This is a genomic window from Arthrobacter gengyunqii, from assembly GCF_023022985.1.
GTDB classification, from domain to species: Bacteria; Actinomycetota; Actinomycetes; order Actinomycetales; family Micrococcaceae; genus Arthrobacter_B; species Arthrobacter_B gengyunqii.
The window spans coordinates 1,297,713-1,311,632 of sequence record NZ_CP095461.1 but is presented as its reverse complement, the minus strand read 5'-3'; the positions used below and the strand labels follow the sequence as shown (position 1 = coordinate 1,311,632).

Here is a 13,920-nt window from a genome sequence, read left to right as displayed (position 1 = left end):
ATCCGCGTCCGCATCGGCCGGGACGAGTCCGCTTTCCCTGCCTGTTCCGGTTGCGTAGCCTTGAGGGGACGTTGATCGGGAGGCGGTAAGGCGCAATGGCTGGCCGCGGTGCAGAGGCTTATCGGAAAAGGCTGGAACGGGCGGCACGGCTCAAGGCCGCCGGAACCGCCGAACCGGCTGGCTACAAGCTGCCCGAGGGTTTGGGTGCCTCCGAATCCGAGGAAGCGCAGCAGAAAAAGCGCAGGATCAGCGAGGCACAGAAGGCGGACTACCTCATCCGGGACGCTATGAACCGCGGCGAGTTCGATAACCTCCGATATGCCGGAAAACCCATTCCCGGACTCGATGATCCCGATCCGGACTGGTGGATCAAGCGGCTGATCAAACGGGAAAACATCAGCGGCTTGGGGCCTCCCGCCCTGCTGCTTCGGGTGGAAGACAAGAACTTCGAAGGGCGGCTGGACGAATTGCCGTCGGAGCGGCAGGTGCGCGATGCCGTGGAGGATTTCAACCTCCGGGTCATCGATGCGCGGCGCCAGTTGCAGGGCGGGCCTCCCGTCATCACCAAGCTCCGGAACGTTGACGAAGAGGTGCTCGGGTGGCGGGCTCGGCGCGGAATGCGCGCAGGCACGACCGAGGAGGGCTCCGTAGTCCGATTTGTAGAAGCCGACGAAAGCGCAGTCGCGGGCAAGGCGCAGCAGTCCGGCCTCCGCAGCTGGGTGCGCCGTATGGGCGAACGGTTGCGTGCCCGGTTGCCCGGCCCGCAGGGCAATGTCTGACCTCTGAACGCACCGGCACAGGCGCGGCTGGATTCGCTCAAGCCGGCGGTGGACACGCTAGGGAAATCTCCGCTCCGTCCACCGGCCCACGCGGCAGAATGTACCTCATGCAATTTATCCATGACATCGGCGGCGGCTTTTCCCTAGGACTGCGCACCATGGACACGGCCGAGGAGATGCATCAGTTGACGCTTCGAAACCTGGACCGGCTCCAAGCCTGGGAACCCTGGGCTCATGAGGCACAGACACTGTCGGGGTCGGTGGATTTCACCCGCGCACAGCTTGCGGACTTCGTTGCCGGAACGGTACTTCCCGCCGTAATCATTTGTGGGGATTCGCTGATCGGCGCCGTGTCCCTGCGGCTCAACTCCTACCTGAAAACCGCGGAGCTGGGCTATTGGGTCGACGCGGGCTTCGAAGGCAGAGGCGCCGTGTCCCGTGCCTGCCGGGCGCTGCTGGAGCATGCAGACTCAGTCGGCGTGAAGCGCGTCGAGATTAGGACAGCAGCCGAAAACCGAAAGAGCGCAGCGGTGCCCGAGCGTCTCGGTTTCGCCTTGGAAGGAGTCCTGCGCTCAGCGCTGCCGGTTGGTAAGGCGCGCCTGGATGTTGCTCTCTACGCCCGCGTCCAATCCGATCCCTGATCAGGCCGCTGGAAGACGCGATCCCCGGCGGCTGAACCAGCGCACAGTCAACGTGGCGAGCACCAGCAGGGATGCGGACACCCCGGCGAAGGCAAAGCCTGCCCAGGGACCCACGAAGTCGATCGCGGCACCGGCCAGCGGAGCTCCGAGTGCCGTGCCGGAGGTCAGCGCGGACCCGTACCAGCCCATCGCTTCGCCCCGGCGTTCTTCGGACACCAGATCGGCGACACGTTCGGAAGCGGAGGACAGCACCGGAGCGCACAGCAGCCCGGCCGGAATGGACAGCAGCGCCAGGCTGATGGTGTCCGTGGCCAAAGCCATGGGAAGGGTGAGGACGGCCATTGCCAGCAGGAGCAGCAAGGGCGAAATCCGTCGGCGCATTGCCCCGTAGATCAGCCCGCCCACCACTGACGCGGCACACCAGACAGCGAAGACGATCCCCACTTCCTGGGGGTTCCCGGAGGACTCCACCAGGGCCACCATGCCGACGTCGGAACTGGCCAGCAGCAGTCCTGCACCAACAGCAACGGCAAAAACCACGGCCACGCTGAGCGTGAACCAGGAGAAGCCGGAGCGCAGCCGGTCCCGGCGGCTCAGCACTGCCAGCGGCTGAAGCTCCGAGGATGCCTCCGCCAAGTGGGCTGGAGCTGCGGCCACCACGGCGGCGTTGGCGGCCTCCCGCTCCTGAGCTTCAGTGGCTGCGTCTCGGGGGTTTTCGGAACGCGTGGGCGGGTTGAACCAGATCAGGAGCAGGCCGGCGAGCGATGTCGAAATACCCACCAGGGTCAGTCCCACCACGGAGGACAGTGAGGTGGCAAGGATGGCGCCAAGTGCCGGTCCGCCCATGAAGACGAGCTCGGTGGCGATGGAATCCAGGGCAAAGGCCGTCCGGCGCTGCTCTCCCGTTGCCATCACGCCCAGGGACTGCCGGACCACGCTGAAGACGGGGAGCGTAAAGACGCCGCCGATCAGCGCCAGCACCAGCAGCCACTCATAGCTGGCGTGCGGCGCAATGGACCAGATGACCGCCTCGGAGATGACGGAAGGAATCAGTGCCCGGCGCAGCCCCACATTGTCCACCCGGCGGCCGCGCCACGGGGCACCGAAGGCGATGCCCACCGTGACCACGGCGGCAACGGCGCCGGCCTTGGCATACCCCATGTCCATGGTCATCACCACGTGCAGGGTCAGCAGCACTCCGGCCGCTGAGTGCGGGAACCGGGCAATCATTCCCACCAGCAGCAGCCGGCGGATCGGGGCAACACGGAGCAGCTCCCCGTAGGAGGCAAAATTCACGGCACTTCTCTTCCGGCGGTCCCCCGCCCAACGGGTCAGCGCGTGATTTTCAGTTCCAGTGAATCCACGCGCTCAACAAATAAAGGATCGGCAGCGAGGCGTTGCTGCAGCAATCCGGCGATGCCCTGCACCGCCTGTGCATCCAGTCCCGGTGCCAGGTGAAGAACCATTCTAAGCTCAGGACCGGCACCGCCTCCGGCGATGACTGACCCGCGCGCCGAACGGGTCGCCGTCCCCGGCCCCTGGACGAGCTCCACACCTGTAACGGACGGTTCGACGTCGACTGCCGCGGACACTGCCCGGGCCACTTCCGGATCAGCGTACGACGGCGTCCAGTCCCGCTGCTGGGCGAGCGCCCACATGGCCGGACGGCGCACCACAAACGTGATGTCCGCACCGGGATCCACCACCAGCAGCTGGGCCTCCTCCGACACGGCCGAGAGCGCAGCACGTGCGGCATACACGGCGACCGGACGGGCCTTCGGATGCCACTTCTGCAACGCAGGCACGGACGTAAACACCGGCAGGGCCTTGCGTCCGTCAGGGGCCGTGAGCGTGACCAGCGCCATGTCGGCTTCTTTGTCCGCAACCAGCCCGTGGTCTGATTCCGCCTCCTCGGCCAGGGTGGCGACGATGGGAACGAACACGCGGGCGGTGGCCAGCGTGGCCACCACCTGCGCTTCAGTCCCGCTGCCCTCTTCCAGGGCGGCCAGCGCGGTCAGGTAGCCGGCATCGGCACTGCCATCGTCGGCGTCGAAATTGTGCAGCGGGTTGCCGTCGCCGGACAGGTCCCGGCCGGCCCAGGACTGGCCGGCGGAGTCGGCCGGGCCGCCTGCCCCGGCAAGGGCGGCGGCAATGTGGCCGGGAAGGGCGCGTTCAGCCATGGATCCTAGCGCTCCGGGTGGCCGGCGACGTCGAAGGCCTGCGGCAGGGTGAAGGCCCCGGCGTAAAGGGCCTTGCCCACGATCGTGCCCTCGAGGCCGAGCGGAACAAGTTCGCGCAGAGCGGCCAGGTCATCCAGGGACGAGATGCCGCCGGAGGCGACCACGGGACGGTCGGTGCGCTGCAGCACCTCGCGCAGCAGCTCGAGGTTGGGTCCGCGCAGGGTTCCGTCCTTGGTGACGTCGGTGACCACATAGCGCGGGCAGCCGGCGTCTTCCAGGCGGGCCAGGACCTCCCAGAGGTCCCCGCCTTCCTTGGTCCAGCCGCGGGCGGCCAGGGTGGTGCCGCGGACATCGAGGCCGACGGCGATCGCCTCGCCGTAGCGGGCAATCGCGCTGGCCGTCCATTCCGGGTTTTCCAGGGCGGCCGTGCCGAGGTTGACCCGGCTGGCTCCCAGTTCCAGGGCCATGTCCAGGGAGGCGTCGTCGCGGATGCCGCCGGACAGCTCCACCTTGATGTCCAGCTGGTCCACCACGCGCTTGAGCAGCGGCAGGTTGGAACCGCGGCCGAAGGCAGCGTCCAGGTCCACCAGATGGACCCAGGCGGCGCCGTCGTTCTGCCAGGCCATAGCTGCATCGAGCGGGTCGCCGTAGCTGGTTTCGCTCCCGGCCTCACCCTGGACCAGGCGGACGGCCTGGCCGTCGGCTACGTCCACGGCGGGCAGGAGCTCAAGGACGGGTGTTTCAACAAGTGACATGGTTCTGCTTTCCGTGGGAATTCCGGCAGCGGCGGAGGGTCAGACGCTGCTGTCGATCAAGAGGTAGGCGCCGAGCAGGGACATTCCCGCAAGGACCCAAAAACTAACGGTGATGATTTTGGACATGCCCTGTCGGCGGAAGGAAATGGCGCCGCCGCTCAGAATTCCGGCCAGGCCCATCAAGATGACGCTCCACATAGCCCTAACCCAGCGTCTTCAGCCAGTTTTCCAGCAGCGCCGCACCGGCGTCACCGGACTTTTCAGGATGGAACTGCGTAGCCGTCAGCGGACCGTTCTCCACGGCCGCGATGAAGCGGCTCCCGTGCTCGGCCCAGGTGACAGCGGGTGCGCGCATGGCGGGCTGGGTAACGTCGAAGTCCCATTTCTGCACGCCGTAGCTGTGCACAAAATAGAACCGTTCGTCCTCAATGCCTGCGAACAGCTTGGAGCCTTCAGGCGGCTGCACGGTGTTCCAGCCCATGTGCGGCACCACTTCGGCGTCCAAACGCTCCACGACTCCGGGCCACTCCCCCATTCCCGGAGTCCGCACGCCGTGCTCCACGCCCTCGTCGAACAGGACCTGGAGGCCCACGCAGATCCCCATCACGGGACGTCCGCCGGCAATGCGGCGGCCGATCAGGCGCAGCGCGTCAACCTCTTTCAGGCCCTGCATGACCGCGGCGAACGCGCCAACGCCGGGCACCAGCAGCCCGTCGGCGTTCAGGACATCCGTGGATTTGGAGCTCAGGGTGACGTTGGCTCCGACGTGTTCCAGTGCGCGGACGGCGGATCGGATGTTCCCGGAGCCGTAGTCCAGGACTGTCACGTTGCGGCTCATAGGGCTCCCTTGGTGGACGGGATGCCGTCGACGCGGGGATCCGGTTCCACGGCAGCACGCAGTGCCCGGGCGAAAGCCTTGAACTGGGCTTCCACGATGTGGTGCGGGTCCCGTCCTCCGAGGACGGTCATGTGCAGGCAGATCTGGGCGTGCAACGTGATCGCTTCGAAGACGTGGCGGGTAAGCGAGCCGGTGAAGTGCCCGCCGATCAGGTGGTACTCCTGGCCTGCAGGTTCACCCGTGTGCACGAGGTAGGGCCTGCCGGAAATATCCACGACCGCGTTGGCCAGCGCCTCATCAAGCGGAACGGTGGCCTCGCCGAAGCGCCGGATGCCTGCCTTGTTACCCAGCGCCGTCTTCAGCGCCTCGCCGATGCTGATGGCAATGTCCTCGACGGTGTGGTGGACGTCGATATGGGTGTCACCGGTTGCCTGGACCGTGAGATCCATCAGGGAGTGCTTGGCCAGGGCCGTCAGCATGTGGTCGTAGAACGGCACCGAAGTGCTGATATTGGACTGGCCGCTTCCGTCCAGGTCCAGCTCCACAACCACTGACGATTCGCTGGTGACCCGTTCGAGGCGGGCCGTGCGGCCGGTGGTGGTCTCCACAGTCATGGTTTTCCTTTGAAAGAAGGTGGTCTCTGCTATCAGTTTAGTGGCTGCCAATGACGGCCCGGCCCGGTGTGCGCAGGCAGGGGCGACGGGGGCGACGCGGTGGCGGGCGCCCGATTACCGGACGCCGCCTGCCAGCAGCTCCCGCAGCCGCGCGAGGAAGGCTCCGGTCTCGGGTTCCGTGCCTGCGGTGACACGCAAATGTCCGGGAATGCCGACGTCGCGCACCAGCACACCTGCCTCGAGCAGGCCTTCCCAGACAGCGCGGGGATTCTCCAGCCCGCCAAAGAAGACGAAGTTAGCATCAGAGGCGGCCGGCTTCAGGCCCAGGGCCAGCAGTTCGGAGACGATGCGGTCGCGTTGAACCTTAATGGCTTCCACGTTGGCGAGCAGAGCGTCCGCGTGTTCCAGTGCTGCATTGGCCGTAGCCTGCGTGATGGCAGAAAGGTGGTACGGCAGCCGGACCAGACGCAGGGCGTCAGTGACCTCGGGGGCGGCGGCCAGATAGCCAACCCGCGCTCCGGCGAGCGCGAAGGCTTTGCTCATGGTCCTTGAAACGATCAGGCGTTCGCGTCCGGGCAGCAGTTGCAGCGCGCTGGGCGTGCCGGCATGGAAGAACTCGCCGTAGGCCTCATCCACGATCACAATGGCCTGCGAGGCGGCTCCCGCGTCATAGACCGCCTCGATGACATCAAGGGAGAGCGCCGTGCCCGTGGGATTGTTCGGAGTGCAAAGGAAGACGATGTTCGGTGCCTGGGCGCGAACCTGCTCCGCGGCCGCCTCCGCAGTGAGCCCGAAGTCGGAGTCCCGGGTTCCCGTGACGTAGCGGGTGCCGGTTCCGCTGGCGAGCAGCGGATACATGGAATAGGTGGGAGGAAAGCTCATGGCTGTGCGCCCCGGGCCACCGAAGGCCTGGAGGATCTGCTGCAGGACCTCATTGGAACCGTTGCCTGCCCAGATGTTTTCGGCCGTGAGGCCGTGGCCGAGGTAGGCAGCAAGGCGCTCCCGCAGTTCGGTGAATTCACGGTCCGGGTAGCGGTTCAGGCCAGCCACGGCCTGCTCCACGGATGCTGCGATCGCCTCGCGCACCGACACGGGCAATCCATGCGTGTTCTCGTTGACGTTGAGCAGGATGGGCACGTCCAGCTGCGGCGCGCCGTAAGGCGTCAGGCCGCGGAGGTCATCGCGCAGGGGAAGTCGGTTCAGTCTCGCCAGCTGTTCAGTCACCTGTACAGCTTAAGTCTCGAACGCTGAGCGGGAAGAATCCGCACTGGCTGGTCCGTCTTGTTACGCAGTGTTGTTGTTGTTGCAGTTGTTGCTTGTTGCAGCTGCTGGACCTGCTGCGGTCATCGCTGTTTCAGCGGACAAACGCGGGGATGTCAGCGTTCGATGGGAATGTACAGCTGGGCGCCGACAGCGAGTCGGGGATCCGTCAGGTTGTTGAGTTCCATGATGTCGTCCATGACGTCCCGGGGGTCACGATCCGGGGCGAACTCATGCGCCAGACCCCACAGGGAGTCTCCCGCAGCAACGCTGACCTGCACCGTTTGGGTCACCTCCGGCCCCCCATTGGAAGCCATGGCGGGAGCGGTAAAGAAGCCCAGCACAGTGAGCGCCGCGGCGGCGGCCAGCATCAGCGGCACACCTATGAAAACCAGCCGACCCCGGCGCGTCAGTCGCAGTGCTTGCGGCTTCACCGGCACCGGAGACTCTGCCTGCAGCGGAGAACCCGTCCGGGCAGCTGGGGCATTGGGGGCCGAAGCAGTGTCCTGGGTTGCACCGTGGACTGCGCTTTGCGCTGGAACACGCGCCTGGAGGAGCGTGCTTGAGTCGAGCGTGCTTGAGTCGAGCGATGAAGCTTTCTGGGCGGGCGGGACTGTTTGGGTTGTCATTGCAACACCTTTCCGGTTCGATGTCACGGGCAAATACCCGAAACGATGTTCGAACGATTGGAAGCTAATCGACCGACCCCGACCCTTACGAAGGACGGAGGTCGAAAGTATGTTCGATTCCTGCTGACCTATTTCTAGCACCTATTTACTAATAAAGTCGAGACTCGCTCGAACAAATGTTTGAAAACCCTGCTCCGCTCGATTAACGTTGAGGACAAGAGGGAGCCACTAAACGGTTCTGTCGGATCGACCCCCGGAGTCCAGGCATCGGAGCGGTTCAACAGGACCACTGAATCAGCTGCCTCTGACATAACCGCCGGAACGGCTTTCGCAGCCAGTACCGTCCCGGCATTCACCTGATCAGATGTTTACCGCCCAGCCCCGGCACCGCCGGGACCAGCTGACCCGAAGGGAACCCGACGTGGCCCGCAGGACTGCTTCCGAAGACAGCACCAACAAACCAGCTGCCGCAGGCACCCGTGCGCGTGCCAAGGGGCTTACTCCGAGGCAGAAGACCGTCCTGGAAATGATTCAGCGGTCCGTGAGCACCAACGGCTACCCGCCCACCATGCGCGAAATCGGTGACACCGTGGGATTGGCCAGCCTGTCCAGCGTGACCCACCAGCTCATGCAGCTGGAAAAGCTTGGCTACATCCGGCGTGATCCGAAGCGCCCGCGCGCCATGGAGATCCTCATTCCCCTGATGCTGCGCGACGGAACCTCCGGTGCCGGAGAAGGCGACTCGGGACGTCCCGGCTCCGGGACCGCCCGCAACCACGCGGCCGGCAACGGTCCAGCCGTCTCCGCGGCTGCGGGCGGCAGCACTGTCCGGCAGGACGAGGGAGCAGAGCCTGCCCCGGCACTGGCATCGGTAACCGAGCTTGCCACTTCCGTTGACACCGCCATGGTGCCCCTGGTTGGCCGCATCGCTGCCGGCGGTCCCATCCTCGCGGAACAGGTTGTCGAGGACATCATGCCGCTGCCCCGCCAGCTGGTGGGACACGGAGACCTCTTCATGCTGAAGGTCTCCGGCGACTCCATGGTGGATGCGGCCATCTGCGACGGCGACTGGGTGGTTGTCCGCCGCCAGCCTACGGCGGAGAACGGCGACATAGTGGCTGCCCTGCTCGACGACGAGGCTACGGTCAAAACCTTCCGCCAGCGTAACGGCCACACATGGCTGCTGCCCCAGAACACCCGGTACGAGCCGATCGTTGGCGATCACGCCGTGATCATGGGCAAGGTTGTTTCAGTCATGCGTTCGCTGTAGCGAAGGTCCGCCCGGCGGCGCAGGCCGGGTGGCAAAAGGCAGCCTGTACGCGTAGAACTTATCCTCGTTGTGCGGTCGCCTGGCGTTGGGACGGTTCCGGGGACCGTTGGGTGGACCGGCTGCGTCGCGGTGAGGAACTCCGGCGCCAGGAGACGACATGTGTCGATGGCTAGCCTATTCAGGTTCCCCCATCCGGTTGGATGACGTTCCCTACCCCTCCAGATGACGGTCGCAGGCACCGACGGAGACACGATCTCGGCGTTCCGCTACTCCAGCGAGGGCAAGTCGCGGTCCCTTTTCACCAGCAGGGACATTTCGCCCTCCAAGCCCTGTACCCGGCGAATGCGCTGCTCAATAAACTCTCGAACGACTCCCGGCTGGTGGTCTCCGAGCCCTGGGGGGACCTGCACGGCGCGTGGCAGGAAGTACCCGAAGCCCCCTGCGTGGTCGTCAACGGCGGCGAGCAGGAGCCGTACCCGTTGGCGCCGTCAGGTCCGGCCGCCGCGGCAATCTGAACCGACGGCGACTGGACCTCTGCGTTTTCCAGCCCACCCATTCGAGGCCTACGGGCAGGGTTGCGCCCCTACTTCCGCGAACGCTGCTTACCGTTCGAACGCTCTTCCTCCTCGGACTGTTCAGCGAGACGACCCAGCACCGAGAGAACCACTGTGCGGTCAGTGGTGGACCAGAACGGCGGCAGCGCGGCCCGCAGGAAACCGCCGTAGCGGGCTGTCGCCAGCCGGGAGTCCAGAACGGCAACCACCCCGCGGTCCCCCGCGGCACGGATGAGCCGCCCGGCACCCTGGGCCAGCCGAACGGCAGCATGGGTCGCAGCAACGGACATGAAGCCGTTGCCTCCGGCCTTGGCCACTGCGCGGGTGCGTGCCGTCATCAACGGATCGTCCGGGCGTGGAAACGGAATGCGGTCGATCAGCACAAGCCGGCAGGCGGCACCGGGAACGTCCACGCCCTGCCAGAGGGACATTGTGCCAAAGAGACAGGTGTCCGGTTCCTCGGAGAACTGCTTCACGAGGGAGGACATGGAGGACTCCCCCTGGCACAGGATCGGGAAGTCAACCCGGCTCCGCATGGCATCGGCGGCGTCTTCAGCGGCCCGGCGCGAGGAAAACAAGCCCAGTGCCCCGCCGTTTGATGCCTTGAGCAGCGCTTCAATCTCATCCAGCTGGGCTTCGGAGGTGCCGCGCTCCGGCTTGGGCAGGTCCTTCGCCACGTACAGGACGCCCTGGCGCGGATAGTCGAAGGGGCTTCCGACGTCGGTTCCAGTCCAGGACGGAGCACCGGGACCGAGCAGGCCCAAGGCACCGGCCACCGGGCCAAATTCGGAGCCGATGGCCAGGGTGGCCGAGGTCAGGACCACGGTGTGCCCGTCGAACAATCCCTCGCGAAGGCGTCCGGCCACCGACAGGGGGGCAACATTCAAGGTGGCCGGTGCGGTCTCGTCGGGCGGTGAAAAACCGCCCGACGGCGAGAAGGAGCTGGGGCGGGATGCCCAGATCACTTCGCCGGCCGACGGAGCGGAGATGAGCCGCTCGCAGATGGTGAGGACCGCCATGAGCCGGGAGCGTGCTGTCTGGCGTCCGCCGTCGGCCGTTTCTCCGGGTTCAGGCTTGGAGTCCGAGAGTGCCACACGGCAGGCCTCGCGAATGCGGCCCACCGCCTGTTCCTGCTCTTCGTTCAGCCCGCTGGCCAGCAGCCCGGATGGAACGCCCTCCAGGGACTGCTCGAAGGCGCGTGCCGCGGAGGCTAGCTCCTCCACGCTGGCGGAGGTGTGCTTGCGCGCAGCCGCGACGGCGGCTGTCACCACCGTGCCGGACAGCTGCCCGGTGACGGCACCGGTGACGCGGTCCTGCAGCTCGTGGGCTTCGTCGATCACCACCACGTCATAGTCCGGCAGCACCGCCAGTCCTTCGAAGGCGGCAATCGCCAACATGGCGTGGTTGGTGATCACGACGTCGGCCACCGCAGCCTGGGCGCGTGCGCGTTCGCTGAAGCACTCGGCCGCCATCGGACATTTCTGAGCGCCGAGGCACTCCATGGAGGTCACTGAAACCTGCCGCCAGGACCGGTCGCTGACGCCGGGAACGAGGTCGTCACGGTCACCGGTTTCGGTTTCCTCCGCCCACTCGCGCAGCCGCACCACTTCGCGGCCCATGGCCGACGTGGGAGCGGGCGAGGGATGGGCCACGCCGTGGTCATCCCCGAGCGTGAACAGGGCACCGGCGGGATCCTCCTCTTCAGGAAATCCCCCGCCGGTCTTGTGCAGGCAGACATAGTTGCTGCGCCCCTTGAGCAGTGCAACATCCACTTCCCGCGGCAGCTTGGGCTTGAGGGTTTTCAGCAGCCGGGGCAGGTCCCGGCCCACAATCTGGGACTGCAAAGCCAGCGTGGCCGTGGAGACCAGCGTGGGCTTGGGGCTCTCCAGCGCATGGTGAATCAGCGGCACCAGATAGGCCAGCGACTTGCCGGTGCCGGTGCCGGCCTGAACCAGCAGGTGCTGCCCCTCGTCAATGGCCTGGGTGACCTGGCGGGCCATTTCATGCTGGCCGGGGCGGTTTTGTCCGCCCATGCCTGCAACGGCGGTGTCCAGCAGTTCCAGGACTTCGCCGGTGGTGTCTTTACTCATGGGTGACGAACGGCTCCAGTTCAGCAGCCAGGCCTTCGCGGACCATGACGTGCAGCTTGGTTCCCGTTTCAGAGTGATCCACGGAGAGGATCTCGGTGTCAGGACTGTGCAGCCGTGACACCACGTCTCCACGGTCGTAGGGAACCATCAACGTCAGGTCCACCGCGGGGCGGGGAATCCCTTCTGAGATGGCTTGCAGGAGTTCCTCGATGCCTTCACCGGTCCGGGCGGAGACCACAACATGGCGGCGTTCTTTCTGCCGCAGCCGTTCCAGGACAAACGGATCCGCTGCATCGGCCTTGTTCAGGACAACGATTTCCGGAATGTTGCGGGCATCGACGTCCGTCAGCACGGTTCGCACTGCGGCGATCTGGCCCTCCGGGTCCGGGTGCGAAGCATCAACGACGTGCAGGATCAGATCGGCGTCTGCCACTTCTTCCAGCGTGGACCGGAATGCCTCCACCAGCTGCGTCGGCAGGGACCGGACAAACCCGACGGTGTCCGCCAGGGTGTACCCGATACCGTCTTCGGTCTGTGCCTTGCGGATGGTGGGGTCCAGAGTGGCGAACAGGGCGTTCTCCACGAGGACTCCGGCGTCCGTGAGGCGGTTAAGCAGCGATGACTTGCCCGCGTTGGTGTATCCGGCGATGGCCACCGACGGAACCTGGTTGCGCTGGCGGTTGGCCCGCTTGGTTTCGCGTGCGGGTTTCATGCCGGCGATTTCGCGCCGCAGTTTCGCCATCCGGGTGCGGATTTTCCGCCGGTCCAGCTCAATCTTGGTTTCACCGGGACCACGTGAACCCATGCCGGCGCTTGCGCTGCCCACCTGGCCGCCGGCCTGGCGGGACATGGATTCGCCCCAGCCGCGCAGGCGCGGGAGCAGGTACTCAAGCTGGGCCAGTTCCACCTGGGCCTTGCCCTCGCGGGACTTGGCGTGCTGGGCAAAAATGTCCAGGATGAGGGCCGTCCGGTCAATGACCTTGACCTTGACGATGTCTTCCAGTCCGCGGCGCTGGGACGGGGCCAGTTCGCTGTCCACGATGACCGTGTCAGCGCCGGTGGCGGCCACGATGTCCTTGAGTTCCTGGGCCTTGCCGGATCCCAGGAAGGTGCCCGGATCGGGCTTCAGCCGGCGCTGGATCACGCCGTCCAGAACCTCGGACCCCGCCGTTTCAGCGAGTGCGGCCAGTTCCTGCAGTGAATTCTCGGCGTCGGCCGCCGTTCCTTCACTCCACAGTCCCGCCAGCACCACCCGTTCCAGGCGCAGCTGCCGGTACTCGACCTCGGTAACATCCTCGAGTTCGGTGGACAGACCCGCCACGCGGCGCAGTGCGTGCCGCTCGCGCAGATCCTCCTGATCGCCGTCGTGCTCAGAATGCCCCGCGTCTTCACGGGACAGAGCCTGGGCCCTGCCGCGCGGTGCCGGCGCGCCTGCCTTGGCCTCCGCAGCGCTCTCCTTGGCGAGGATTCTGTCAATGACCCCCTGAATGTCTTCCGGGCTCAGCTCCGTGTTGGACTGGGCGGATCCGGACGTGTCAGGACGGGAATTGTTGATCGTCATATTCTCCTTATAAGCCGTGTTCTCCATGGTAAGTCAGTGCACGGACATTTGGGGGCGGAATCTTCCCGCCGCTGAATCCGGTTTCCGCTGCCTGCCGCAGACCCACTAATCTGGTTTGTTATGGGTTCAGACCATTACTTCAGTTCACAGCCCTCGGGCCCCGAGGTCCGCAGGCCGCTTCATGTCACGCTGGACGGCCGCGAGCGTACGCTTGCCACCTCCGGCGGGATCTTCAGCCCCGACGCCATCGACAAGGGAACCGTGGTCCTCCTGGACGAAGTTCCCGATCCCTCCCCCGCCGGCAACCTGCTGGACATTGGCTGCGGCTGGGGGCCGGTGGCACTGACCATGGCCCTGAAGTCCCCCGCAGCCCGCGTCTACGCCGTGGACGTCAACGAACGGTGCCTGGCCCTGACCCGCGACAATGCCGCCGCACTGGGCCTGGACAATGTCAGCGCCTCCCGTCCGGAGGACGTCGATCCGGAGCTGCGGTTCGAGACCATCTGGTCCAATCCGCCCATCCGCATCGGCAAGGACGAACTGCATGCCCTGCTGCTCCTTTGGCTGCCCCGCCTTGCTCCGAACGGGACGGCGTGGCTTGTGGTGCAGAAAAACCTGGGGGCGGATTCGCTGCAGAAGTGGATCGCCGAGCAGCTGGGTTCCGGCTACGCGGTGTCCCGCCACAGCACCGCCAAGTCGTTCCGGGTTCTGAAGATTGCCCGAAATCCCGAAGACAGCTAACTGCTCAT

The 13,920-nt window shown here is 65.8% G+C and carries 15 protein-coding genes; 5 read left to right on the top strand and 10 right to left on the bottom strand.

Going from position 1 to position 13,920, the window contains the following annotated elements:
• The first annotated feature begins 95 nt into the window (after positions 1-95).
• Positions 96-779, top strand: coding sequence for a DnaJ family domain-containing protein (locus MUG94_RS05960; RefSeq protein ID WP_227908184.1), 684 nt, complete (start codon positions 96-98; stop codon positions 777-779).
• A 107-nt stretch (positions 780-886) separates the two neighbouring features.
• On the top strand, positions 887-1,420 hold the full coding sequence (locus MUG94_RS05955; protein ID WP_227908183.1) for a GNAT family N-acetyltransferase: 534 nt from the start codon (positions 887-889) through the stop codon (positions 1,418-1,420).
• Here the strand turns inward: MUG94_RS05955 and MUG94_RS05950 are convergent, their stop codons facing one another.
• The 8 genes from MUG94_RS05950 to MUG94_RS05915 form a co-directional block, all read right to left on the bottom strand.
• A complete protein-coding gene (locus MUG94_RS05950; protein ID WP_227891175.1) occupies positions 1,421-2,716 on the bottom strand; it encodes an MFS transporter in 1,296 nt (431 codons plus the stop codon). It abuts the gene before it with no gap.
• 35 nt (positions 2,717-2,751) lie between these two features.
• Complete coding sequence (locus tag MUG94_RS05945; protein WP_227908182.1) at positions 2,752-3,600, bottom strand: SseB family protein; 849 nt, start codon at positions 3,598-3,600, stop codon at positions 2,752-2,754.
• A gap of 5 nt (positions 3,601-3,605) precedes the next feature.
• Positions 3,606-4,355, bottom strand: coding sequence for a bifunctional 1-(5-phosphoribosyl)-5-((5-phosphoribosylamino)methylideneamino)imidazole-4-carboxamide isomerase/phosphoribosylanthranilate isomerase PriA (priA, locus tag MUG94_RS05940; RefSeq protein ID WP_227891177.1), 750 nt, complete (start codon positions 4,353-4,355; stop codon positions 3,606-3,608).
• 39 nt (positions 4,356-4,394) lie between these two features.
• A complete protein-coding gene (locus MUG94_RS05935; RefSeq protein ID WP_227891178.1) occupies positions 4,395-4,553 on the bottom strand; it encodes a hypothetical protein in 159 nt (52 codons plus the stop codon).
• A 4-nt stretch (positions 4,554-4,557) separates the two neighbouring features.
• A complete protein-coding gene (hisH, locus tag MUG94_RS05930) occupies positions 4,558-5,193 on the bottom strand; it encodes an imidazole glycerol phosphate synthase subunit HisH (protein ID WP_227891179.1) in 636 nt (211 codons plus the stop codon).
• Positions 5,190-5,807 (bottom strand): imidazoleglycerol-phosphate dehydratase HisB, encoded by a 618-nt coding sequence (hisB, locus tag MUG94_RS05925; protein ID WP_227891180.1) that lies wholly within the window; start codon positions 5,805-5,807, stop codon positions 5,190-5,192. Before hisB ends, hisH begins: the two co-directional genes overlap by 4 nt.
• Before the next feature lie 114 nt (positions 5,808-5,921).
• On the bottom strand, positions 5,922-7,031 hold the full coding sequence (locus tag MUG94_RS05920) for a histidinol-phosphate transaminase (protein ID WP_227891181.1): 1,110 nt from the start codon (positions 7,029-7,031) through the stop codon (positions 5,922-5,924).
• 152 nt (positions 7,032-7,183) lie between these two features.
• On the bottom strand, positions 7,184-7,696 hold the full coding sequence (locus MUG94_RS05915; RefSeq protein ID WP_227908181.1) for a LysM peptidoglycan-binding domain-containing protein: 513 nt from the start codon (positions 7,694-7,696) through the stop codon (positions 7,184-7,186).
• 526 nt (positions 7,697-8,222) lie between these two features.
• Between MUG94_RS05915 and lexA the strand changes: the two genes are divergently transcribed.
• Together lexA and MUG94_RS17200 are read left to right on the top strand one after the other, a co-directional pair.
• A complete protein-coding gene (gene lexA, locus MUG94_RS05910) occupies positions 8,223-8,966 on the top strand; it encodes a transcriptional repressor LexA (RefSeq protein WP_423724388.1) in 744 nt (247 codons plus the stop codon).
• A 380-nt stretch (positions 8,967-9,346) separates the two neighbouring features.
• Positions 9,347-9,481 carry a hypothetical protein gene (locus MUG94_RS17200; RefSeq protein WP_269438469.1) on the top strand — a complete coding sequence of 45 codons (135 nt, stop codon included), beginning with the start codon at positions 9,347-9,349 and terminating at the stop codon, positions 9,479-9,481.
• 68 nt (positions 9,482-9,549) lie between these two features.
• Here MUG94_RS17200 and MUG94_RS05905 read toward each other — a convergent pair whose 3' ends face one another.
• Both MUG94_RS05905 and hflX read right to left on the bottom strand, forming a co-directional pair.
• Positions 9,550-11,610: an ATP-dependent DNA helicase gene (locus MUG94_RS05905; RefSeq protein ID WP_227908179.1), complete on the bottom strand. Its 2,061-nt coding sequence runs from the start codon at positions 11,608-11,610 to the stop codon at positions 9,550-9,552.
• A complete protein-coding gene (gene hflX, locus MUG94_RS05900; protein ID WP_227891185.1) occupies positions 11,603-13,171 on the bottom strand; it encodes a GTPase HflX in 1,569 nt (522 codons plus the stop codon). Before hflX ends, MUG94_RS05905 begins: the two co-directional genes overlap by 8 nt.
• A gap of 120 nt (positions 13,172-13,291) precedes the next feature.
• Here hflX and MUG94_RS05895 point away from each other — a divergent pair, with 120 nt between their 5' ends.
• Positions 13,292-13,912 (top strand): class I SAM-dependent methyltransferase, encoded by a 621-nt coding sequence (locus tag MUG94_RS05895; RefSeq protein WP_227891186.1) that lies wholly within the window; start codon positions 13,292-13,294, stop codon positions 13,910-13,912.
• The last annotated feature ends 8 nt before the right edge of the window (positions 13,913-13,920 follow it).